A 23,010-nucleotide genomic window follows, 5' to 3' on the forward strand; every position below is an offset into this window, starting at 1 on the left:
GCGGCCCACTGAGGCCGCGGACGCAGGGGGCACTCCAGACCGAACCTTCGGAGTTTCCGTGTTCACCTTCCTGCTTCGCCGCATCGCGTCAGGCGTCGCCCTCGTCTTCGTCACCGCGACGGTCACGTTCTTCCTGACGGCCATGACCGGATCGGATCCGGCCCGCCGGATCCTCGGCCCCACCGCGACCCTCGACGAGGTCGCAGCGAAGCAGGCCGAGCTCGGCCTCGACCAGTCGGTCCTCCAGCGGTACCTCGACTGGCTCGGTGGCGTCCTGCACGGCGACCTCAGCACGTCCTGGTTCACCAACGAGCCAGTGACCACCCTGGTCTGGGCAGCGCTGCCCATCACCTTGTCCCTCGTGGTGAGCGCGATCGTCTTGACCGCGGTGATCAGCGTCGTGCTCGGCGTGGTCTCCGCCGTCCGGGGCGGCTGGCTCGACAACGCGGTCCAGGTGCTCTCCATCGTCGGCTTCGCGATCCCGAGCTTCCTCGTCGGGCTGCTGCTCTCAGTGGTCTTCGCCGTCCAACTCGGCATCCTCCCGGCGATCGGCTACACGCCGTTCAGCGTCGACCCCGTCGGATGGCTCACGTCGATCACCCTCCCGGCCGTCGCGCTCACCGTCGGTGCCGTGGCCACCGTCTCCACCCAGACACGGGGTTCGATGATCGAGGTGCTCGGCCAGGACTACGTGCGGACCCTGCGCAGCCGCGGCCTACCGACCCGCAGCATCCTGCTCAAGCACGCGCTGCGCAACGCCGCCCCAGCCTCCCTGACGGTTCTCTCCCTCCAGTTCATCGCGCTGATCAGCGGTGCCGTCGTGATCGAGAAGGTCTTCGGGCTCAACGGCATCGGCCAGCTCGCCACCTCCGCGGCCAGCCAGGGCGACGTCCCGCTGATCCTCGGCGTGGTCCTCCTCGTCGTCACCCTCGTCGTCCTCGTGAACCTGCTCGCCGATCTCCTGCTCGGCTGGCTCAACCCCAAGGTGCGCATCGCATGAGCCTCCCCACCGACCCGACCACGGCGGCCACGCTCGGCCACGCCATCGACCCGGAGGTCAGGCGAGCCGGCCTGGTCAAGCGCCTCGTCCGGATCCCCACGGCCGTCGTCGCCCTGGTGTGGCTCGTGGTGGTGGTCGCCGCCGCCGTCCTCGCGCCCCTGCTGACGTCGCAGAGCCCCACCGCCTCCGACATCCTCGACGCCCTGGCTCCGCGGGGTCCGGGACACCCCCTCGGGACCGACGGGGTCGGGCGCGACGTCTGGGCGCAGCTCATCTACGGCGCCCGCACCAGCCTCGTCGGCGCACTGATCGTCGTGATCGTCTCCCTCGTCGTCGGTCTGCCCGCCGGCCTGATCGCCGGTTACTTCCGCGGTCGTTTCGATGGCATCTCCACCTGGATCGCCAGCCTCCTCATGGCTCAGCCGGCGATCATCATCCTGCTCGTCGTCCTCACGCAGGTGGGTCGCAACACCGCACTGGCAATGTTCGTGTTCGGCTTCGTCATCGCGCCGGGCGTCTTCCGTCTGGTCAGAGCCTCGGTGATCGCCGTGCGAGAGGAGCTCTTCGTCGACGCGGCCCGGGTCTCGGGACTGACCGACCCCCGCCTGATCCGCCGCCACATCCTCCCCGTCGTGGTCGCCCCGACGGTGATCCAGATGTCCCAGATCTTCGGCATCGCCATCGTCGTCCAGGCCGGCCTGGAGTTCCTCGGACTCGGCTCGGCCAACCAGGCCAGCTGGGGCGGCATGCTCAACGACGCCTTCCAGGCCATCTACACCGCGCCCCGCCTGCTCGTCTGGCCCGCTCTGGCGATCATCCTCACCGTCACCGCGTGCGCCCTACTGGGCAACGCGCTGCGCGACGCGCTCGGAGGCGCCCCCGCCGCCCGGCGACGCCGCCGGCGGAAGGAGTTGTCCGACACGGGCTCGGTGACCGTGTCCACGTCGCCGGACGTCGCGGACGACGTCGCCCTCCAGATCGACAGCCTCGTCGTCTCCTACCCAGGAGCGGCCGGTGACCGCGAGGTCGTCCACGGCGTCTCCCTGGCCATCCGCAGGGGTGAGGTGCTGGGCCTGGTGGGGGAGTCGGGCTCCGGCAAGTCGCAGACCGCTTTCTCCGTGCTCGGCCTGCTACCCGGCGCCGCCTCGATGAGCGCGGACCGGATCCAGTTCCATGGCGAGGACCTCACCACTCTCAGCGGCGCGGCCATGAACCGGCTCCGCGGCCGCCGGATCGGCTACATCCCGCAGGAGCCGATGTCGAACCTCGACCCGTCGTTCCGGGTCGGCTCACAACTCGTCGACCCGATGCGCCACCACCTCGGGCTCTCCCGCAAGGACGCCAGGGCAGAGGCCCTCCGGCTCCTCGAGCGGGTCGGCATCCGTGACCCCGAGCGTGTCTTCGACGCCTACCCGCACCAGATCTCGGGCGGTATGGCTCAACGCGTCCTCATCGCCGGCGCCGTCTCCTGCAATCCCGAGCTGCTGATCGCCGACGAGCCCACCACCGCCCTCGACGTCACCGTCCAGGCCGAGGTGCTCGACCTGATCCGCGAACTCCAGGCCGAGCGCGAGATGGCCGTCCTGCTGGTCACCCACAACTTCGGCGTCGTCGCCGACATCTGCGACACCGTCGCGGTGATGCGCGATGGCCGGATCGTCGAGGTGGCGAGTGCCGACGACCTCTTCTCCGACCCCCAGGACGCCTACACCCGGATGCTGCTCGAAAGCTCCGTCGAAGGTGCGCCAGCCCGCAAGCCCCTGCCCGTGATCGGAGCAACCCGATGACTGAGACCCCGCTCCTCGAGGTCGATGACCTCGTCGTCGAGTACGACGTTCGAGGATTCCGCCGCTCACCCGTCCGTGTCCTGCACGGGATCGCCCTCGACGTACGCCGGGGGGAGACCCTCGGCCTCGTCGGCGAGTCCGGCTCCGGCAAGAGCACCCTCGGCCGCGCCGTGCTCGGCCTCGCCCCCGTCACCGAAGGTGAGATCCGCTTCGAGGGCCGCGCCATCTCCGGTCTCGGCAAGCGCGAGCGCCGCGCGCTGAGCAGCGACATCCAGGTCGTCTTCCAGGACCCCTACACCTCGCTGAACCCGGCGATGACGGTCGGGGACATCCTCGCCGAGCCGCTCGCCGTCGGTGGCGTTGCCAAGGGAGAGGCGCGTCAGCGCGTCAAGGATCTCCTTGACGCCGTCCACCTGCCCACGGATGCCGCCCAGCGCCTGCCGCGTGAGTTCTCGGGCGGTCAGCGTCAGCGTGTCGCCATCGCCCGCGCCCTGTGCCGCGAGCCGAAGCTAATCGTCTGCGACGAGCCCGTGAGCGCGCTCGACCTCTCCACCCAGGCCCGCGTCCTCGACCTCTTCGTCGAGATCCAGGAGCGCACCGGCGTCGCCTATCTCTTCGTCAGCCACGATCTCGCCGTCGTCCGCCACATCGCACACCGGGTCGCGGTGATGTACCGCGGCGAGATCGTCGAGCTCGGCGACGGCGACACCGTCACTTCGACGCCGGAACACCCGTACACGCAGAAGCTCCTGCTCGCCTCGCCCGTCCCCGACCCCGATGCCCAGGCGACCCGTCGGGCCCGGCGCCTCGAGGCCGCCTCTTCCGGCGCTGGTGGTGCCCGATGACCGAAGCCCGCTCGCGGCGCACCGTCGCGGGGATCATCGGCACCGGCTTCATGGGGGAGGTCCACGCCCGCGCGATCCGTCGCTCCGGTGCCGAGCTGCGCCGCGTCGTCGGCTCCACCCCCGAGCGGAGCCGCGAAGCGGGCGAGCGACTCGGCCTCGACCGGTTCACCGACGACCTCGCGACTCTGCTCGCCGATCCCGAGATCGATGTCGTCCACGTCTGCACGCCCAACGCCACCCACGCCGAGTTCGTCCGCGCCATCCTCGACGCCGGCAAGCACGTCATCTGCGAGAAGCCGCTCGCCGTCACCGCCGACGAGGCCGACGACCTCACCCGACGGGCAGACGCCGCGGGGCTGGTCGCCACCGTCCCGTTCGTCTACCGCTTCTACCCGATGGTGCGCGAGGCCCGTGCCCGGCTCGCCTCGGGCGCCTCCGGTGAGGTTCGGCTGCTGCACGGCTCCTACCTGCAGGACTGGCTCGCCCAGACTGACGACGACAACTGGCGGGTCTCCGCCGAGCACGGCGGCGCCTCCCGGGCCTTCGCCGACATCGGCGTGCACTGGTGCGACCTGCTGGAGTTCGTCACCGGTCATCGGATCACCCGCGTCACCGCACGCACCCTGATCGCGATGCCGGAGCGCGCTGGCCGGCCGGTCACAACCGAGGACGCCGCCGTACTCCTGCTCGAGACCGACCGGGGCGCGACCGGCACCCTCACCGTCAGCCAGATCAGCCCCGGACGGAAGAACCGGCTCTGGTTCTCCGTCGACGCCGCCCGGGAGAGCCTCTCCTTCGACCAGGAGAACCCCGACTCGCTCTGGGTCGGCGGCCGCGACGTCAACCAGCAGCTCCTCCGCGGCGCCAGACCCGCCGCCGGCGCTGCGTCGTACGACGTCCTGCCCGCCGGCCACCCGCAGGGCTACCAGGACTGCTTCGACGCCTTCGTCCGCGACACCTACGCCGCGCTGCGTGGTGGCAAACCCGACGGCCTCCCGACCTTCGCCGACGGACTGCGCGCGGCTCGGATCACCGCCGCGGTGATCGAGTCCGCCGCCACCGGCACCTGGGTCGACATCGACGAACTCCACACCCCCGAACAGGAACTCATCGCATGACCAGGAACTACCCCTACTCCGTCGACGTCGCCATCGTCGGCAGCGGCCCCACCGGCGCCGCCTATGCCCGCATCCTCAGCGAGCTCAGCCCGGAGGCGACGATCGCGACCTTCGAGGTCGGGCCGCAGCTGACCGCGACGCCGGGGATGCACGTCAAGAACATCAGCGACCTCGCCGAGCGCGCCGTCGCGCAGCGCCGCTCCGAGGGCCCCGCCGCCAGCGGTCAGATCAGCACCGGCGGCCCGGTCGACACCATGGACGGCTACGCCGACGCGGCACCACGCCTCGTCCGGCCCGGCACGTTCCTCCTGCCCGACGGTTACCGCCAGGAGGGAGAGGACGGCCTGCCCGCTGCGGCGATGTCGAGCAACGTCGGAGGGATGGGCGCGCACTGGACCGGCGCCTGCCCCCGCCCCGGCGGTCAGGAGCGGGTCGCATTTCTCGACGATCTCGACGAGCTGCTCGACGAGGCCGAGCGTCTGCTCAGCGTCGACGCCCACGCCTTCGACGACGCCCCCTTCTCGGCCGAGGTCCGCAAGCGGCTCGCCGACGCCGTCGACGACGGTCGTGCCGAGGACAGACGCGTCGCCTCGATGCCCTTGGCCGTGGTCCGCCACGACGACGGCAGCCTGACCTGGTCCGGTTCCGACGCCGTCTTCGGAGATTCCACCCGGGCCAATCCGAACTTCGAACTCTTCGATGAGTCCCTCGTCGCGCGGGTGCTGACCGACGCCGGGACCGGCGCGGCGCGCGGCGTCCGAGTCCGCGACCTGCAGACCGGCGAGGAGCACGAGGTCGCCGCCCGCTTTGTCGTGGTCGCCGGTGACAGTCTCCGTACCCCGCAACTGCTCTGGGCCTCAAACGTCCGCCCCCGCGCCCTCGGCCGATACCTCAACGATCAGCCCCAGACCGTCTACGCCGTTCGCCTGCGCGATGTCGAGCCCGACGAGGTCGCCGACGACATCCCCGAGGCGGCCGAGATCACCAAGCAGAGCGGGGTCAACTGGGTCCCGTTCACCGACGATGAGCCGTTCCACGGCCAAGTGATGCAGCTCGACGCCTCGCCGGTCCCGCTCGCCGGCGATGAGCCCGGCCGGGGCACGATCGTCGGACTGGGCTGGTTCTGCGCCAAGGACCTCCAGGAGTCCGACCGGGTCGAGTTCGACGACGACGCGGTCGACCCCTACGGGATGCCGAAGATGCGGATCCACTACACGCTCAGCGAGGCCGACCACCGCTCGCTCGAGGCCTCCCGTGCTTCCATCCTGCGTGCTGCGGCGGCCCTGGGTGAGCCGCTCGACGACTCCGCGCCGCTGACCTTCCCGCCCGGTGCCTCCCTGCACTACCAGGGCAGTGTCCGGATGGGCGCCGTCGACGACGGAACCTCCGTGTGCGGACCGACCTCCGAGGTCTGGGCGGCCCCCGGCCTCTTCGTCGCGGGCAACGGGGTCATCCCGACCTCGATCGCCTGCAACCCCACCCTCCTGGCTGTCGCCCTCGCCGTCGGCGGAGCCCGCGACATCGCCAGCCGACTCACCGCTCGCTCCGGCGAGGAAAGGAACTGACATGCTCGAACGGAACGTCATCCAGGGACGCGGCTTCAGCAACGTCGTCGAGGGCGGCCAGGTGACGGGCTTCCAGTTCGACCTGCGCAACCCGAACTACCGCGGCGGCTGGGCCAGTCTCGTCGACGGGGTCGAGGTGATCGTCGACGGCGAGAAGATCGAGAGCCACGTCCCGCTGTGGACCCTGCAGGGCCGGACCTTCACCCGCGACGAGCTCCGTGCCAGCGACGTGCGCTGGAGCCTGGACGAGCTCGCCCGGATCACCGTGCCCAAGCCCGGCGGGCTGAGCACCGGTGTGCACCGGATCGAGGTGACGGTCTTCATCCGCCGCTCCTACTTCCCGCCGATGATCGAGCGCTCCACCTTCCCTGCCGAGCGCCAGACGGTCATCGTGCCGCCCGCTCCGGAGGGCCCCCTGAAGTGGTGCGTTTCCACCTACAGCTATGCCCAGGACATCAACACCCTGATGACGCTCGAAGATGTGCTCGCCGACGTTGCCGACCTCGGTGCCACCGGCATCGAGATCCTCGGCGAGGGCAACGTGCCGGGCTACCCAGCGCCCGACGCCGCGTGGATCGACCACTGGCACGGCCTCGTCCAGCGCTTCGGGCTGACGCCCACCAACTTCGGCTCCTGGGTCGACACCACCCGTTGGCACGACCGCGCGCTCACCGCCGAGGAGGCGGCCGAGCAGCTCCAGCTGGACCTGCGCCTGGCCCACCAGCTCGGCTTCACCTCGGTGCGCCCCAAGTTCGGTGTCACCTCCTGGCAGCTCGACCCGCACCCGGTCTGGCGTGACGCCGTACTCCGCTCGCTCGACCTCGCCGCGGAGCTCGACGTCGTGATCTGTCCCGAGATCCACGCACCCACGCCGATCAAGAACCCGGTCACCCAGGGCTACATCGACCTGATCGAGGAGACCGGCAGCGAGCACTTCAAGCTGCTCATCGACACCGGCATCTTCCAGACCGCACCCGTGCTGGAGAACGCCGAGGACATCGAGGTCAGCGACGGTGGTGACATCCCCGAGCACCTCCGTCCGCTCAACGTCCCGATGGAGGACCTGCGCGAGGTGCTGCCGCACGTCCACTTCATCCAGGCGAAGTTCTTCGACATCGACGACGACCTGTACGACCTGCACATCCCGTGGGAGCCGATCCTCACCACGCTGCGCGAGGCCGGCTGGTCGGGCTGGCTCTCGAGCGAGTACGAAGGCGTCCGCGACCCGTACCGCGGAGCCGACCAGGTCCGCCGCCAGCACGCCCTCCTGCGACGCGTGGTCGGTGCCGCCACGTCATGAGCGCGTCCCCGCTCGACCCGTTCGCCGAGCAGCTGCGGCGACCCTCCCGCCACCACCGGCCCGGAATCCGGTGGTGGTGGGCCGCCCCCCTCTCCTCCGAGGAGGCGGTGCGCGAGGTTCGCGCCATCGCGAAGGTCGGCTTCGGCGAGGTCGAGATCGCCTTCTCACCCGATGCCTGGGGGACCCCCGGGCAACGAGCGACGCTCACCGCGGTCCTCGCCGAGGCCGAGGCGCTGGGCGTCGTCGTCTCGATGACCATGGGTGCCTCGTGGCCCGTCCGCACGCCCAACTCCGGCGAGGGCACGGGGTACGCCGCCCAGGAGCTGCAGTACGGCCGACTCGATCTCCCCGAGGGGGACGGATGGTCCGGGCCGGCGCCGGCACCATTCGACGCCGACGAGTTCGACCAGCCGCGCCGACTGGTCAACGTCGTGGCCGTCCGGGTGCTGGAGGACGGTTCGCGACCGGCACTCACTCCGACCGCCGAGCGGCCGCGGTGGGGGTCACCGGTCCGGCCGACGGTCGCCTCGACCGTCCTCGATCCCGGCTCCCTCGTGGTGGTCGGCGATGCCACCGAGGAGCATGTCGCGTGGACGCCGACCGACGCGGGCCACTGGGTCCTCATCGCCAGTTGGTCCCGGGAGAATCGCGAGCACAACGCCAATCCGTTCGACGCCGCGGCGGCACGCGCCGTGACGACGTACCTCGACGAGCACCAGCTCGGGCCGGAGGCGACCGGTCTGGTCGACACCTCGGAGGGAGACTTCTTCGAGGACTCCCTCGAGCTCAACGCCGTCTCGGTCTTCTGGACGCCGCGCCTGTTGGAGGAGTTCACGGCCCGGCGCGGCTACGACCTCGCGCCGCTGCTCCCACTGCTCTACGTCCACGGGATGTCGAACTACTGGGTCCCCGACACCGAGCCGGCCCCCGACTTCACCCTCGCCGACGGCCCGACCTCCGGCTCGGCGGAGGCGGTCCGCCGCGACTACTACCGCACCCTGACCGACCTCTACGTCGATGAGCACCTGACGGCGTACCAGGAGTGGACGGAGAAGCACTGCCGGACCTTCAAGGCGCAGGTCTCCTACGGGCAGAACCTCGAGCCGATGCGCAGCGCCCGAAGCCTCGCCGAGGCCGGTGGCCACGTCGAGACCGAGTCGCTCAACTCCGGCGACCGGGCACCGGTGCGCAGCACCCACCCGACCTGGCGGTTCGCGCTGGACCACCAGCGCTGCCTGGTCAGCGGCGTCCACCAGGCTGGACACACTCGCGTCTCCACCGAGCTCGGCGCCCAGTTCCTCAAGACCTACGAGCTCGACCTCGAGGACTACCGCGAGCTGATGGACAAGGCGTGGTCGGTCGGTGTCTCGCGTCCCTACGTGCACGGCTTCGCCTACCAGCCGCCCCACGCGGAGTGGCCGGGTCAGCAGCGCTTCGGGGACTTCACCAGCGAGAGCTGGAACGACCTGCATTTCCCGCAGTGGTCGTCCTGGTCGGCGCTGACCGACTACTGGGCCCGCGGAACGCAACTCCTCGAGACCGGCATCGCCCGCGCGGACGTCGCTGTCTACCGCGACGGCTTCCTCACCTCCGCCGCCCGCGGCTTCGCCACCCCCGACACCGAGGGCATGAGCCCGCGCCACCTCTTCGATGCCCAGCGTCTCGAGGAGGACGGCCACGTCGTCCAGTTCGTCGATCCTGCCCTTCTCGAGCAGGTCGAGTACGACGAGGCAGGGACGTTGCTGCCGGGCGCTGCGGGCTATCGCGCGGTGATCGTCGCCGACCGCGTGGTCTCCGTCCGGGCCCTGGCGCGACTGGTGGGTGCGGCGCGCGCGGGACTCAGGGTCGTTCTCGTGGGTGACCTCCCTGCGGTGAATGCGTCGCGGGAGGACGCTCACCTGGACCTCGGAGACCTCCTCTCCGAGCTCCTCGGACTCCCACATGTCGCGCAGGTCGCCACGCCGGGCGACGCCGCGGACGCTCTGGCTGATCTCGGGCTAACTCCCCGAGTCGCGACCCGTGGAGACCACCTGCTGGCCCAGGTCCGCGACGTGGGCGACCGCCGCGTGGTGCTGCTCTACAACCCCGCCGACCAGCCCGCATCGGCCCGGGTCAGCATCGAGGGATCCGGCGTCCCGTCGGTGGTCGACCTGTGGTCCGGAACCCTCACGGAGTGCGCGCAGTACCGCTCGGAGGGGCGGCGCACCAGTGTCCCCATCGTCGTTCCCGCCCGCGCCTGCGCCGTCCTCACCCTGGATCTCTCGCGCACGCCGGAGAGTGCGCCGCTCCACGTCCTCAACGACGAGCCGCACCGTCTCCACCGTGCCGACGGGCGCCTCACCCTCCGTGCCGAGAGTGCCGGCACGCGGCGGCTCCGGCTCTCGGACGGTACGGAGGTGCGCGTCCTTGCACGGCCTGCGGAACGGACGGTCGCCGCCGTGGGCCCCTACACCTGGCGCCTCGAGGTCGCCACCATCTCCTCGAGCGGGGAGAACACGACGGTGACGGTCGAGGAGTTACCCCTCCTCGCCGACTGGCGGGCCCTCGGGGAGCTGGCGGGCGCGGCCGGGACCGGGACCTACGAGGGTGCCTTCACCATCCCCGAGGCGTGGCTGGGTGCCGATCGCGGCGTCGAGCTCGACCTCGGCCACGTTGCCGGCAGCGCCCGGATCGAGGTCAACGGCCACGACGCCGGCACCTGGGTCGGCGGGGGGCGACGCGTCGACGTCACTCCGCACCTCCACCCGGGAGCCAACACGCTGCGTGTCGTCGTGGCCACCGTGCTCCGCAACGCCGTCACCCTCCACCGGGGCACCAGCACGCGGACCGTCGAGGTAGGCCTGCGCGGCCCAGTCACGTTCACGCCGTACGTGGACGTCCCGATCACCGGCCCTGCCGCCGAAAGGACACTCGATGAGTGAGCAGCACCCCGTCATCCCGGGGTTCCACCCCGATCCCAGCATCTGCCGCGTCGGGAACGACTACTACCTGGTGAACTCGAGCTTCGAGTACGCACCCGGCGTTCCGATCTTCCACTCCACCGACCTGAGCTCCTGGACGCTGATCGGGCACGCGCTCAGCCGACCCGGTCAGCTCGACGTCTCCACGGCGGGCTCCTCGGGCGGCATCTTCGCGGCCACGATCCGGCACCACGACGGCCGGTTCTGGATGATCACGACCAACTGGGCCGACAACGGCGGCCAGCTGATCTCCTGGGCCGAGGACCCCGCCGGCGAGTGGTCCGACCCTGTCCGGATCCCGTCGGCGATCGGGATCGACCCCGACCTCGCCTGGGACGCCGACGGCACCTGCCTCATGACGTACGCCGGCTTCGGACCGAACGGCGGTGAGGGAATCGTCCAGTCGGCCATCGACCCGATGACGGGAGAGGTGCTCACCGAACGGCGCTGGCTCTGGTCCGGCGCCGGCGGCAAGTTCCCCGAGGGCCCGCACCTCTACCAGGTCGGCGAGTGGTGGTACCTCCTCGTCGCCGAGGGTGGGACCGAGCGCGGTCACGCCGTCACGATCGCGCGCGGCCCGTCGCCTCAGGGTCCCTTCGACGGCTGCCCGGCCAATCCGATCCTGACGCGCCGCGGCAGCGACGACCCGGTGCAGTCCACGGGCCACTCCGACCTCGTGCAGGGCCCCGACGGGACCTGGGCGATCGTCTACCACGGTGTCCGCGCCCGCGGCTCCAGCCCGGAGTGGCACGTCCTGGGCCGGGAGACCTTCGCCGACCAGGTCGAGTGGGCCGACGGGTGGCCGCGGATCACCTCGCACATCGACCCGCCATCCGCGGCGGCCGGCCCGACGCTCTGGTCCCTCGGCTCCGCTGACCTGCCGGCCGACTGGGTCGGGCAGGAGTGCTTCCCCGAGCAGGTGATGTCCCCGGGGGACGGTGCCTGGACCCTGGCGGCGGGTGAGCGTCCCGTCTTCGTCGGACGGCGCCAGGAGCACCTCGTGATGACGGTCCGCGCGCGGCTCAGCGGAGAGGGCGTCGGCGGGATCTCTGTCCGGATCGACCCGCGACACGCGCTCGAGGTCGAACGCGACGGCGGAAGGGCCCGTGCGGTGTGGGCAATCGGCGAGGTACGCCACGTCCTCGGCGAACACGACCTCACCGACGGTGACGTCCTCGAACTGGCCAGCCGAGCCTCGGAAGGACACGAGTTCTCCACCTCGCGCGGCCCCGACACCCTCACCGCAGCCCTCCTCCGGCACGGCCAGCGGATCGAGCTCGGTGCGATCGACGGGCGCTACGTCTCCACCGAGGTCGCCGGAGGGATGACCGGCCGCATGGTCGGGGTCGCCTGCCAGTCGGGAACGCTGTCGATCGACGCCTTCGAGTACCGAGCCGAGTCCGACGGCACCGAGCTTTTCGACGGCTGGGTGGAGGGAGTCGTGGCCCCGGAGTCCGCCTCCGACGCCGCCTTCAGCACCCGGTGAGCGAGGGGATGCTCCGCGCCGCGTCGACATCGGAGGTGTCGTCCCGGCGCCAGACCGCCGTGCTCGTCGTCGCCAGCGCGGTCGCGCTGCTGACAGTGCTCGACCTCTCGGTCGTGACCGTCGCGCTGCCCGCGATGCAGCGCGAGCTCGGACTCTCCGCCGGGCAGCTGCAGTGGGTGGTCAACGCCTACGCACTGACCCTGGCGGGGTTCCTGCTGCTCGGTGGTCGGGCTGCCGACCTCTGGGGAGCCGAGCTCGTCTTCCAGGTCGGGCTGGTCGTCTTCACCGTCTCCAGCCTGGCCGGCGGCCTCGCCGTCGAGGGGTGGCAACTGATCACCGCGCGCGCCGTCCAGGGTGTCGGGGGCGCCGTGCTCGCCCCGGTCACCCTGACCCTGCTGACCCGGACCTTCCGCGGGTCTCAGGAACGGGCGCGCGCACTGGGGATCTGGGCCGCAGTGGCGGGCATCGGCGGTGCGCTCGGCGGCGTGCTCGGAGGCCTACTCACGGGGCTGCTGAACTGGCGGTGGGTGCTGATGATCAACGTCCCGGTCGGCGTCGCGCTGATGGTCGCCGCGCTGGTCGTCTTCCCCGTCCGCCGCGGCCATGGAAGCCACGGACGCCTCGATGTCCCCGGTGCGGTGGCCGTGACCGGTGCGTCGGGCGCCCTCATCGGCGGGATCACCACCGCCGAAGGCCTCGGGTGGTCCGACCCGCGCACCGTCGCACTGATCGCCGTCGCGGTCGTCCTGGCCCTCGGCTTCGTCGCGATCGAGCGCCGGGTCAGCGCGCCGCTGATGCCGCTGTCGATCTTTCGCATCCGCTCGCTGGTCATCGCCAATACGCTCTCGTTGCTGACCGGCGGGGTCGTCGGCGCGACCTTCTTCTTCCTCTCGCTCCACCTCCAGAACGTGCACCACGCCACGCCCGTCGCGACCGGCTTCCTGCTGCTCCCCGGAGCGATCGGGATCAGCCTCGGTGCCAGGCTGGCTCCGAAGCTGCTGCGGTGGGCGTCGCAGCGGAAGGCCTACCTGATCGGCGTAGCCCTCACGGTGACCGGTCTGCTCTGGCTCTGTACCGTCGTGCTGCTGCAGTCCGCACCCGCGCAGGTGCTCGCCCCTTCGTTCCTCGCGATGGCCGGGTGCGGGTTCTCCGGGCTGCCGTTGACGCTCTCGGCCTTGGCCGACGTTCCCGAGGACCGCGTGGGGCTGGCCTCCGGGCTGCTCAACACCTCGCGTCAACTGGGTGGAGCGGTGCTGCTGGCCCTGCTCATGGCTGTGGCTGCGGCGATCGCAGCACCGCAGCGGGCTGGTGACCTCACCGCCGGGTACACCGCTGCGCTGGTCGTGATGGCATTCCTCGTGGCGGCCACGGCGCCCCTCGGCGTACGGCTCTCCTCCGCCCGTCCCAAGGCGTGACGGGCGGAGGACAGTCGGTCGGTGGCCGGGTCAGACGTCGGCGGAGCGTCGCGCTGGAGCGCGATCTCGGGGGATCGTGGAGTGGAGCGGATGACGAGACTCGAACTCGCGACATCGACGTTCGGCGGAGCGTCGCGCTGGAGCGCGATCTCGGGGGATCGTGGAGCGGATGACGAGACTCGAACTCGCGACATCGACCTTGGGAAGGTCGCGCTCTACCAACTGAGCTACATCCGCAGTGCCGGCTGACCGGCGGTGAGGATGCTACCTCACCGGGTCGAGGGGATGTCCATCGGGCGGGCGAGTTCGGGAAATTTCGGGGTGAGACCGTCTCCGGAGGAGCGGCCGGTGACCCGGCGCCGCACCCAGGGGGCCAGGTGGTCCTTGGTCCACTCCCAGTTGGCGGACCGCTGCTCGCGGCGGGTGAGCACGGGCAGGGGGCGTGGGGTTGGTGCCGGGAGCGAGTGCCTGATCCCGAGCCGGTCGAGCACCTTGACGGCCATCAGCTCGTGGCCAGGCGCGGCCATGTGCAGGCGGTCGAGGTCCCACCACCCCCAGTCGTCGTACTCGCGCATCCGCCAGAAGTCCACGATGGTGGCACCGTGCCGGTCGGCGCTCTCGCGGACGAGTTCGTTGTAGTAGGCGAACCGCCCCCGCATCGGCTTGTACATCGCCGAGCCCTGCCCGCTGAAGGCGGTCCACACCAGCACCGTGGCGCCGTTCGCTCGCAGTTGGCCGATCGCCCGGTCGTAGTGGGTCATCAGGGTGTCGATGTCGACCCGGGGGCGGAGGATGTCATTGCCGCCCGCGTAGATCGTCACCAGGTCGGGCTCCAGCGCGAGCGCCGGCCGGAGCTGCTCGGCGAGGATCTGGGGGAGCTTGCGGCCGCGGATGGCGAGGTTGGCGTAGCGGAAGCGATCGTCCTGCCCGGCGAGCTGCGCCGCGACCCGGTCCGCCCAACCCCGAACGCCGTTGGGGCGACCCGGATCGGGGTCGCCGACACCTTCGGTGAAGGAGTCCCCGAGGGCGACGTACCGCTGGAACCGACCGGGGATCAGAGCGTCGAGCACCATGGCCTCCATTGTGCGCTCCGGGAGCCCGGCGCATGGTCGCGGGGGTACGTCGAGCGGCCGGGGCAGGTAGGTTGTGCGGCGTGCTGCTGAGCGACCGCGACATCCTCGCCGAGATCGACGCCGGCCGGATCCGGCTGGACCCGTACGACCCGGCGATGATGCAACCCTCCAGCATCGACGTGCGCCTCGACCGCTTCTTCCGGGTCTTCGAGAACCACAAGTACCCCCATATCGACCCGGCCGCCGACCAGACCGATCTCACCCGCGAGGTGGAGCCGGACGGCGACGAGCCCTTCATCCTGCACCCCGGAGAGTTCGTGCTGGGGTCGACCTTCGAGGTCGTGACGCTGCCCGACGACGTGGCCGCCCGGGTCGAGGGGAAGTCGTCGCTGGGCCGCCTCGGGCTGTTGACCCACGCGACCGCGGGTTTCGTCGACCCCGGGTTCTCCGGGCACGTGACCCTGGAGCTGGCCAACGTCGCGACCCTCCCGATCAAGCTCTACCCCGGGATGAAGATCGGCCAGTTCTGCTTCTTCCGGCTCTCCTCGCCCAGCGACCACCCCTACGGCTCGGCGAAGTACGGCTCGCGCTACCAGGGTCAGCGGGGCCCGACGCCATCCCGGTCGTTCCAGAACTTCCACCGCACCCCGATCTAGGACACCCGGATGCAGGTCTTCGGCGGTCGCTACGAACTCCTCGACCCCATCGCCGAAGGCGGCATGGGGTCGGTGTGGCGCGTACACGACCGCAAGGACGGCCAGGTCAAGGCGGCCAAGCTGCTGCGACAGATCGACGCGTCCTCGTTGCTGAGATTCATGCGGGAGCAGTCCACCCGGATCCACCACCCGCACGTGGTCACCCCGATGTCGTGGGCCGGCGAGGACGACGTGGTCCTGTTCACCATGCCGCTGGTTCGCGGCGGCTCGGTCGCCGGCCTGATCACGACCTACGGCGCCCTGCCGGAGCCCTGGGTGAGCGCCGTCCTGGACCAGTTGCTGGCCGGGCTCGCCGCCGTCCACGAGGCGGGTGTCGTCCACCGCGACGTGAAACCGGCCAACCTGCTCCTCGAGCCCACAGGTGCGGCCAGGCCGATCGTCCGGCTCACCGACTTCGGCATCGCGGCGCCGCTGGGGGAGCCCCGGCTCACCCGGGTCTCCCAGTCGGTCGGGACCACCGGCTACATGGCCCCCGAGGTCGAACTCGGTGCCGAGCCCGATCCGGCCCAGGACGTGTACGGCGCCGCCACGGTCGGGCTGGAGATGCTCACCGGCAGACGGCCGCCGTTCGACCTCGGGTCTGGGCCCGTCGGACGGCTCCAGGACCTACTCGTCACCGCCCGGGCCGAGGACCCTGCCCGGCGTCCCACCGTGGCGCAGTTCCGGGAGGCCCTGGGCGAGCTGGCGACCGCCGGATCCTGGGATCCGGCGGGGGTGTTCGTCGCAGACCAGTTCGCTGCGCCGGGGGCCCCGTCCGGCCCGAGCGGACCGCCTCCGTCGGCGTCGGGACCGCGACCCTCGTCGGGGCCGCGGTCCGGCCCGCTTCCGGGGCCCGTCAGCGGGCCACCGTCCGGGCCGCGGCGGCCGACACGGGCCGAGACCCAGGTGCGGGCCGCGGACGAGCACAGGTCGAGCCTGCTCCTGCCGATGCTGCTCGCGGGAGCCGGACTCCTCCTGCTGCTGGCAGCGATCATCGTCGTGCTCTGACCGCCCGAGGGCAGGGGTCGGGGATCAGTGCGAACGGCGCCGCGAGCGCAGCAGGAGCAGTACGCCGGCGCCGAGCAGGGCCGCGACCCCGAGCGTGCCGAGGCTCCCGGCCGCGACCAGCTTGACCGTCGAGGGTCCGGGTTCGTCGGTGGCGGTGGCCGGCTCGCCGGCCTCCGCGGAGGCGCTGGGCTCCTCGGTGGGGGCAGCCGGGTCCTCGGTCGGCTCCTCGGTGGGGGACGCCGACGGTGAGGGGACGGGAGTGGCCAGACCCTCCTCGGCGTAGTCCGGTGCGCCCTCCCCGGCAGTGCCGGGCCTGCTCACGATCAGATCGTAGGTGAGCTCGTAGGTGGTCCGGGTCGCCTCGTCGCTCAGCTGGACGGCCACGTAGTAGTCACCGGACGTGTCGGCCGCCCGGACGTCGGCCAGGTAGGTCTCGCGGTTGAGATAGCGGACCGGCGCGGTGGTGGCTCCGATGCGCGACTCATCGTCGATCCCGTAGAGGTTGGTGGTGTTGCTGATCGAGTCACCGGACACGTCGGAGACAGAGGTCAGATCGGCATCGGCGCGATACGGGTCGTACAGCTCGACCCTGAGATCGGAGTCGGGGGCGACCACGTCGGCGAGCTTCGGAGCGGCGTGCAGCCGCACCTCGGTCTGCAGCCGCTGGCCCCAGTCGAGCGGCACCCGGAAGAGCTGGATCTCGCCGGGCACGATGGTGCGGCGGTAGGCGTTGTCCTCCAGTTCCACGGCGTCGGCGAAGGAGCTGCCGAAGCCGGTGTCGACGGGATCCTGCTCGTTCGGGACGTTGTCCCACAGCACGTCCTCGTGCTCCGCGGCAGGGGGGAGCCCGTCGTACGACGCGAGCGGCGGCTCCTCGCCCACCACGATCTCCAGCGGGGTGTCGCCCTTCGAGCGGCCGTCGGTGACCTCCAGGGTCAGCACCAGTTGGTCGGAGGTGAAGCACTCGTCCTGGTAGGCGGCCTCGCTGCTGAGGACGGCCCCGTGCAGGAGTCGGTTGCGGTTGTTGTCCTCATAGGCGTCGTTCTCGGCGGTCGAGCTGCCACACTCCGCGCCCGCCCCGGTGCTCAGGGTGAGGTCGAGGCTCTGGTCGGCGTAGGGCTGGGCAGTGAGGCCGACGCGCAGGGTGGAACCGGGGATGGTGCGGTCGAGCAGGTAGAACCGCTTCGCCGAGGTGACCGGCATGGTGTCGGCGTAGGTGCCCTCGGTCAGCACCGGCGCCTCGGAGATGTTCTCGGTGCCGGTGACGGGGTCACCGGTCGCGGCGTAGGGCTGCATGGCGCGCTCGCTGATCCGCGTCATCGTGCTCTCCATCTCGGCGGCGTCCGCGGCGTCGTAGTAGGTGCCGCCGCCCTTCTCGGCGACGCACTGCAACTGCTCGCGGGCCTTGCCCGAGACCGACATCCCGACCACGTCGATCTGGACGTCGACACCATCGGCCGCGATGTCGGCGGCCACCTGGCACGGATCGGGGGAGCAGGTCGACTCCCCGTCGGAGACCAGCACGATCGAACGCTTGCCCTCACCGCCGATGTCGGCGGCGGCGGCACGCAGCGCGGCGGGGATAGGGGTCTCGCCGTACGGCTTGTACGACGCGACCGCCTGCTCCATCTCGGCGCGGTTGTCGGTGCCCGGTTCCACCACGACCCGGGTGTCCTGGCAGGCGCCAGGGTCCTTGGCGGCGAAGACCTCCGAGCCGAAGACGCGCAGCCCGACGTACGCCTCCTCGGGCAGGGCATCGATGACGGTGGCGAGCGCCTGCCTGGCCTGGTCGATCTTGGTGCTGCCGCCGGCCTTCTCCGCCATCGAACCCGAGGAGTCGAGCACCAGCATCATCCGGCCGTAGTCGGTGTCGACCTCGGTGCCCGAGGAGGTGTCGGTGGCCTCGCCGGACGGGTCGTCGGCCTGCGCGGGGACGGCGGTGAGGGCGAGCAGGAGCAGGACGGCCGAGGCGAGCACGCCGGGCAGGCCGACGCGGGCGGGGGTGGGCATGGCGGGGTTCTCTTCCGGGGGGAGACGGACAGCGGGATCGTCCTACCCGCCCGGCCCGGGTCCTAATCGTGGACCCTCGATTCACCGCGAGGCGATTCGACTGGTTAGGCTTTCCTAACCAACCTGGGACGTCAATGCGCGTTGAAGCGGTCGAGCTCACCCGCGGGTGGCTCGGCCGAGGACCGCCCAGTTCCGCCGAGAGGATTCCCGTGCTCATCGAAGTCACCGCCACTGCCGTACACCGGCTCTCTCCGTCCTTCGTCCGGGTCGAGTTGGGCGCCGCCGGCCTGGCCGACTTCGGGGTGGAGGGACCCACCTACGACCAGCGGATCAAGCTGATCTTCCCCAACGAGGCCGGCGAGCTCCCGCAGGGTCTGGGGGAGGCCACCTGGTGGCAGGACTACCTCGCCCTGCCCGAGGACGAGCGCGGCAGCATCCGCACCTACACGATCCGCGAGGTCCTCGGGACCGGGGCCGACACCAGGCTGGTCGTCGACATCGTCGTCCACCCCGCCCCGCACGGGCCGGGCTCGAGCTGGGCGCTCGCCGCCGAGGTCGGGTCGCGGCTGCTGGTCGTGTGCCCGCGCAAGGGGGAGTACATGGGAGGGATCGAGTTCGCGCCCGATTCGCTCGAGCGACTCCTGCTCGTCGGCGACGAGTCGGCGCTGCCGGCCATCGCGGCGATCGTCGAGCAGTTGCCTGTTCATGCCCGCGGTACGGCGTTCGTGGAGGTGCCCCGCGCGGACGACGTCCAGCAGATCTCCGGCCCCGACGGGGTGGAGATCGTCTGGTTGCCTCGTGACGAGGCACCGGTGGGGCAGCGGATGCACGAGGCGACGGTCGCGCACCTCGGTGCGGTGGCGGCACTCCCCAGCGTGGCCGACGACGAGGTCGAGGTCGGGCTGTGGGAAACGCCGGAGTATTCGTCCTCCGGTGAGGAGATCGCGGATCTCCCGCACGAGCACAGTGCGCTCTACGCCTGGATCGCGGGAGAGTCGAAGGCCGTCACCGGGCTGCGCCGCGTGCTGGTCAAGGACATCGGCCTGGACCGCTCGCAGGTCGCCTTCATGGGTTACTGGCGCGAGGGCGTCGCGATGCGCGCCTGATCCCGGCGTCCCGCCCTCAGCGCCCCGCCAGGCTGATGTCGCCACTGACGGTGCGCAGCCGAAGTTCCACATGCTCCTGACCCTCCGCGGGCGCGCCCGTGGGCTGGAGGGCGGACTCGATGCGCCCGCTGACGGTGGTGATGTCGGTCCACACGGGTACGCCGGTGGGCACCCCGATCCTGACGTCGCCGGAAGCGCCCTTGGTGCTGACCCGACCGCGGTGGACGCAGGTGAGCTCCAGGTCCCCGCTGCCGGTCTTGAGCACGACGTCCTGGCCGAACGACTCGGCGATCCGGAGGCTGCCGCTCCCGGTCTTGACCTGGACGGGGCCTGTCGCCCTGCCGATCTCGGCGTCGCCGGACCCCGTCGAGACCACGACCGAGCGGGCCGTCGTACCCAGCGAGCAGTCGCCGCTGCCGCTCTTCACCCGAACGTCGCCGACGGCCTCGGCGACGCGGACGTCCCCTGAGCCGCTGCTGGCGACCAGGGAACCCTCGACGCGGTCGAACTCGACCTGACCCGAACCGGACTGGGTCCTGGCCGTGCCGCAGACGCCGGCGACCCGGACCTCCGCACTGCCGGTCCTGCTGGTCAGGGTGGACAGGGTCGGCGCCACCACCTGGACGACGAGGTCGGAGCCGGTGAGCCCCTGCCTCTTCGGGCCGATCACTGCGATGTGGTCCTGGTGCTGCTCGACGCGGCACTGATCCGCATCGCGGCCGGCGACCACCACCGTGGTGCGGTCGGTGTCGGAGAAGGTGAGGTCGGCGTAGCCCCTGCCCAGTTCGATGTGGAGCTTGATCGGGCCAGGGGTGTGGAAGGAGTGGTCGTACTGCTGGGTCGTCATGGGGTCTCCTGGTGGTCGGGTGGCGTGCTGGTCACAGCCACCCGGTGAGGCGGCGGGGGCCCGAGGTCGGCCGGTCGCCGAGCGGCGGGGGGCTGAAGGATGAGGGGGTCGGGTCGGTCGGCCCGGAGGCCGACCCGGTGGCCGCCCGGACGGCGGCGACCAGCCAGGTGTTGAGCGACTGCCCGGCCTGCGCGGCCTCCTCCTCGGCTCGGGCCTTGAGCGGCTCGGGCAGGCGGAGGGAGACTCGGGCCTGGCCGGCGTCGGTGGTGGCCTCCGGCTCCGTGGTCGAGGGGCGCGACGGTGCCGTCGGCTGCTCCGGGGCCAGGTGCTGGAGGACGAAGCCGAGGTCGCGACCGTCGAGCCGGACCTCGACGCTGGCGTCGGGGAGCTCGGCTGAGATCTCGGCCGCAGCTTGGCCGATCGCCTCCATCAGGGCCAGTCGGGCGGCGGGTTCGATGGCATGGGTGACCCGCTCGATGGCGTCGCGGACCTCGGGGCCGCCGGCCTCCGCTACCCGGAGGAGATCCCGGCGGAGGGTGTCGGCGTACGGGCTCAGATCCATGACGCCATTCTGACGCCAATGTGACGTCAGATCAAGCCAGCTTGGTGTCATCTGGCCCGGAGCCATCACCCGAGGCGGCCCAGGTGCTTGACTGCCTCGCATGGCGCTCAGCGGAATCTCGGCTCATGCCGCCACCGTCGTGGCGGCGCGCGACACGATCATCGACGCGAAGGCAGTCGACTATCTGATCGTCCTCATCTACTTCGCCGTGGTGCTCGGTATCGGCATGGTCGCCAGGCGCCAGGTCTCCGACTCCGTGGACTTCTTCCTCTCCGGAAGATCGCTCCCTGCCTGGGTCACCGGACTCGCCTTCATCTCCGCCAACCTGGGCGCGGTCGAGATCATGGGCATGTCGGCCACCGGCGCCGAGATCGGCCTGCCGACGGTGCACTACTTCTGGGTGGGCGCGATCCCGGCGATGCTCTTCCTCGGCGTCGTGATGATGCCCTTCTACTACGGCTCCAAGGTGCGGTCGGTCCCCGAGTTCATGTACCGCCGCTTCGGCACCGGCGCGCACCTGGTCAACGCACTCTCCTTCGCCGTCGCACAGTTGCTCATCGCCGGCATCAACCTCTATCTGCTCGGCTCGATCGTGCACGCCCTGCTGGGCTGGCCGCTGTGGGTGGCGCTGATCGTCGCGGCGGTCATCGTGCTCTCCTACATCACCTTCGGCGGGCTGTCGGCGGCGATCTACAACGAGGTGCTCCAGTTCTTCGTCATCGTGGCCGCCCTGCTGCCGCTCACCCTGATCGGCCTCCACCGGGTCGGCGGCTGGCAGGGGGTCCAGGACGGCATCACCGGAGCGGCCAGCGCCAACCCCGACACCGTCGTACCCGCCGACCAGCAGCTGAACCCGTGGCCGGGCAACGCGCTGTCCGGCCTGGACAACGACGTGATGTCGGTGATCGGCATCGTCTTCGGCCTCGGGTTCGTGCTCTCCTTCGGCTACTGGACCACCAACTTCGTCGAGGTGCAGCGGGCGATGGCCTCCAACTCCATCTCCAGTGCCCGGAAGACGCCGATCATCGGCTCCTTCCCGAAGATGTTCGTCCCGTTCATCACGATCCTCCCCGGCATGATCGCCGCCGTACTCGTCACCGAGATCGCCGACCTCAAGGCCTCCGGCGGCACCGCGGAGATCCCGGGCGGATCGGGCGGCAACGTGTCCTACAACGACTCGCTGCTGCTACTGATGCGCGACGTGCTGCCCAACGGCCTGCTGGGCCTGGCCATCGCGGGACTCCTCGCCGCGTTCATGGCGGGCATGGCGGCGAACGTGTCGGCGTTCAACACCGTCTTCAGCTACGACCTGTGGGAGCGGTACGTCGTCAAGGACCGTCCCGACGGCTATTACCTCACCATCGGCCGGCTCGCCACGGTCGGCGCGACCGTGGTCGCGATCTTCACCGCGGCTCTGGCGTCGAACTTCAGCAACATCATGGACTACCTGCAAACGCTCTTCGGGTTCTTCAACGCACCCCTGTTCGCGACGTTCATCGTGGGTATGTTCTGGCGCCGGATGACCGCCACCGCGGGCTGGGTCGGGCTGGTCTCGGGCACCGTGGGCGCGATCATCGTGGCGATCCTGTGCGAGGGCACCCTGGGCTCGCTCAGCATCGGCGTGATCCCGATCGACGGTCAGGGTGCGGCCTTCCTGGCCGCCGGCGCCGCGTTCGTCGTCGACGTCGTCGTCAGCATCGTGGTCACGTTGTTCACCCGGCCCAAACCCGCCTCCGAACTCGTCGGCCTGGTCTACTCGGAGACACCCAAGGAGTCGCTCACCGACCCGGACGAGGCCGGCTACCCGTTCTACCGCCGCACGATCCCGCTCGCCCTGATCGCGCTGGTGCTGGTCATCATCCTCAACATCCTCATCTGACCCACGATCCGAGAAGGAGATCCCCATGTCGAACCCATCCGGCACTCCCCGCCGGACCGCCGGGCTGGCGGACATCCGCAACATCATCGGCGGCCTGTTGGCCGTCTACGGCGTCATCCTCACCGCGATGGGCCTGTTCGGCGACCAGGAACTCGACAAGACCGGTGGCGTCAACGCCAACCTCTGGGCCGGTCTCGCCCTGCTCGTCGTCGCCGCCGCGTTCATCCTCTGGGCGGTCCTGCGCCCCACCGTCGTCCCCCCGACCTCCGGCGACTGACCATCCTTCGCTGACCCCCCGCCGTCCGGGTCCTTTGGTCCGGTCGGTGGTGGGTGTCGGGGGAGGGGCGGGGCGCT

The 23,010-nt window shown here is 70.8% G+C and carries 18 protein-coding genes and 1 tRNA gene; 14 read left to right on the top strand and 5 right to left on the bottom strand.

Features of this window, described 5'->3' with window-relative positions:
- Positions 1-58: 58 nt before the first annotated feature.
- The 9 genes from G515_RS0108685 to G515_RS20355 are packed head-to-tail and all read left to right on the top strand — an operon-like array spanning position 59 to position 13,476.
- Entirely contained in the window at positions 59-1,000 is a 942-nt protein-coding gene (locus G515_RS0108685) for an ABC transporter permease (protein ID WP_028659839.1), read from the top strand.
- The gene (locus G515_RS0108690) at positions 997-2,787 is read left to right on the top strand and encodes a dipeptide/oligopeptide/nickel ABC transporter permease/ATP-binding protein (protein ID WP_028659840.1); all 1,791 of its coding nucleotides are present in this window, start codon (positions 997-999) and stop codon (positions 2,785-2,787) included. Before G515_RS0108685 ends, G515_RS0108690 begins: the two co-directional genes overlap by 4 nt.
- Positions 2,784-3,632 carry an ATP-binding cassette domain-containing protein gene (locus tag G515_RS0108695; protein WP_028659841.1) on the top strand — a complete coding sequence of 283 codons (849 nt, stop codon included), beginning with the start codon at positions 2,784-2,786 and terminating at the stop codon, positions 3,630-3,632. Before G515_RS0108690 ends, G515_RS0108695 begins: the two co-directional genes overlap by 4 nt.
- On the top strand, positions 3,629-4,750 hold the full coding sequence (locus G515_RS20335) for a Gfo/Idh/MocA family protein (RefSeq protein WP_036554994.1): 1,122 nt from the start codon (positions 3,629-3,631) through the stop codon (positions 4,748-4,750). The genes G515_RS0108695 and G515_RS20335 overlap by 4 nt, the downstream gene beginning before the upstream one ends.
- On the top strand, positions 4,747-6,315 hold the full coding sequence (locus G515_RS0108705) for a GMC oxidoreductase (RefSeq protein ID WP_028659842.1): 1,569 nt from the start codon (positions 4,747-4,749) through the stop codon (positions 6,313-6,315). Before G515_RS20335 ends, G515_RS0108705 begins: the two co-directional genes overlap by 4 nt.
- A 1-nt stretch (position 6,316) precedes the next feature.
- The gene (locus G515_RS0108710) at positions 6,317-7,615 is read left to right on the top strand and encodes a C-glycoside deglycosidase beta subunit domain-containing protein (protein WP_028659843.1); all 1,299 of its coding nucleotides are present in this window, start codon (positions 6,317-6,319) and stop codon (positions 7,613-7,615) included.
- Entirely contained in the window at positions 7,612-10,536 is a 2,925-nt protein-coding gene (locus G515_RS22635; RefSeq protein ID WP_028659844.1) for a glycosyl hydrolase, read from the top strand. Before G515_RS0108710 ends, G515_RS22635 begins: the two co-directional genes overlap by 4 nt.
- A complete protein-coding gene (locus G515_RS20350; protein ID WP_051218043.1) occupies positions 10,529-12,061 on the top strand; it encodes a glycoside hydrolase family 43 protein in 1,533 nt (510 codons plus the stop codon). Before G515_RS22635 ends, G515_RS20350 begins: the two co-directional genes overlap by 8 nt.
- Positions 12,062-12,096: 35 nt before the next feature.
- Positions 12,097-13,476 carry an MFS transporter gene (locus tag G515_RS20355; RefSeq protein WP_211220982.1) on the top strand — a complete coding sequence of 460 codons (1,380 nt, stop codon included), beginning with the start codon at positions 12,097-12,099 and terminating at the stop codon, positions 13,474-13,476.
- Positions 13,477-13,637: 161 nt separating this feature from the next.
- On the opposite strand, the gene G515_RS0108730 is transcribed toward G515_RS20355, so the two are convergent.
- Positions 13,638-13,713: transfer RNA gene (locus G515_RS0108730), tRNA-Gly, on the bottom strand.
- Positions 13,714-13,745: 32 nt separating this feature from the next.
- Positions 13,746-14,549 (bottom strand): SGNH/GDSL hydrolase family protein, encoded by an 804-nt coding sequence (locus G515_RS0108735; RefSeq protein ID WP_051218066.1) that lies wholly within the window; start codon positions 14,547-14,549, stop codon positions 13,746-13,748.
- An 80-nt stretch (positions 14,550-14,629) separates the two neighbouring features.
- Between G515_RS0108735 and dcd the strand changes: the two genes are divergently transcribed.
- Positions 14,630-15,205, top strand: coding sequence for a dCTP deaminase (dcd, locus tag G515_RS0108740; RefSeq protein ID WP_028659846.1), 576 nt, complete (start codon positions 14,630-14,632; stop codon positions 15,203-15,205).
- Between the two features lie 9 nt (positions 15,206-15,214).
- Positions 15,215-16,252 carry a serine/threonine-protein kinase gene (locus G515_RS23600; RefSeq protein WP_051218044.1) on the top strand — a complete coding sequence of 346 codons (1,038 nt, stop codon included), beginning with the start codon at positions 15,215-15,217 and terminating at the stop codon, positions 16,250-16,252.
- Between the two features lie 24 nt (positions 16,253-16,276).
- Here G515_RS23600 and G515_RS20365 read toward each other — a convergent pair whose 3' ends face one another.
- Positions 16,277-18,262, bottom strand: coding sequence for a VWA domain-containing protein (locus G515_RS20365; RefSeq protein WP_051218045.1), 1,986 nt, complete (start codon positions 18,260-18,262; stop codon positions 16,277-16,279).
- A gap of 209 nt (positions 18,263-18,471) precedes the next feature.
- Between G515_RS20365 and G515_RS0108755 the strand changes: the two genes are divergently transcribed.
- Positions 18,472-19,368, top strand: a complete 897-nt coding sequence (locus G515_RS0108755; RefSeq protein ID WP_245565305.1) for a siderophore-interacting protein — start codon at positions 18,472-18,474, stop codon at positions 19,366-19,368.
- Between the two features lie 16 nt (positions 19,369-19,384).
- On the opposite strand, the gene G515_RS20370 is transcribed toward G515_RS0108755, so the two are convergent.
- Both G515_RS20370 and G515_RS0108765 read right to left on the bottom strand, forming a co-directional pair.
- Positions 19,385-20,215 carry a DUF4097 family beta strand repeat-containing protein gene (locus G515_RS20370; protein ID WP_051218046.1) on the bottom strand — a complete coding sequence of 277 codons (831 nt, stop codon included), beginning with the start codon at positions 20,213-20,215 and terminating at the stop codon, positions 19,385-19,387.
- Positions 20,216-20,246: 31 nt separating this feature from the next.
- On the bottom strand, positions 20,247-20,777 hold the full coding sequence (locus G515_RS0108765) for a toxin-antitoxin system HicB family antitoxin (protein ID WP_028659848.1): 531 nt from the start codon (positions 20,775-20,777) through the stop codon (positions 20,247-20,249).
- Positions 20,778-20,877: 100 nt separating this feature from the next.
- Here G515_RS0108765 and G515_RS0108770 point away from each other — a divergent pair, with 100 nt between their 5' ends.
- Both G515_RS0108770 and G515_RS0108775 read left to right on the top strand, forming a co-directional pair.
- Positions 20,878-22,656, top strand: coding sequence for a sodium:solute symporter family protein (locus G515_RS0108770; RefSeq protein WP_051218047.1), 1,779 nt, complete (start codon positions 20,878-20,880; stop codon positions 22,654-22,656).
- A 25-nt stretch (positions 22,657-22,681) separates the two neighbouring features.
- Positions 22,682-22,933, top strand: a complete 252-nt coding sequence (locus G515_RS0108775) for a hypothetical protein (protein ID WP_028659850.1) — start codon at positions 22,682-22,684, stop codon at positions 22,931-22,933.
- Positions 22,934-23,010: the final 77 nt, after the last annotated feature.

This window comes from Nocardioides insulae DSM 17944 (genome assembly GCF_000422825.1).
Lineage (GTDB): Bacteria > Actinomycetota > Actinomycetes > Propionibacteriales > Nocardioidaceae > Nocardioides > Nocardioides insulae.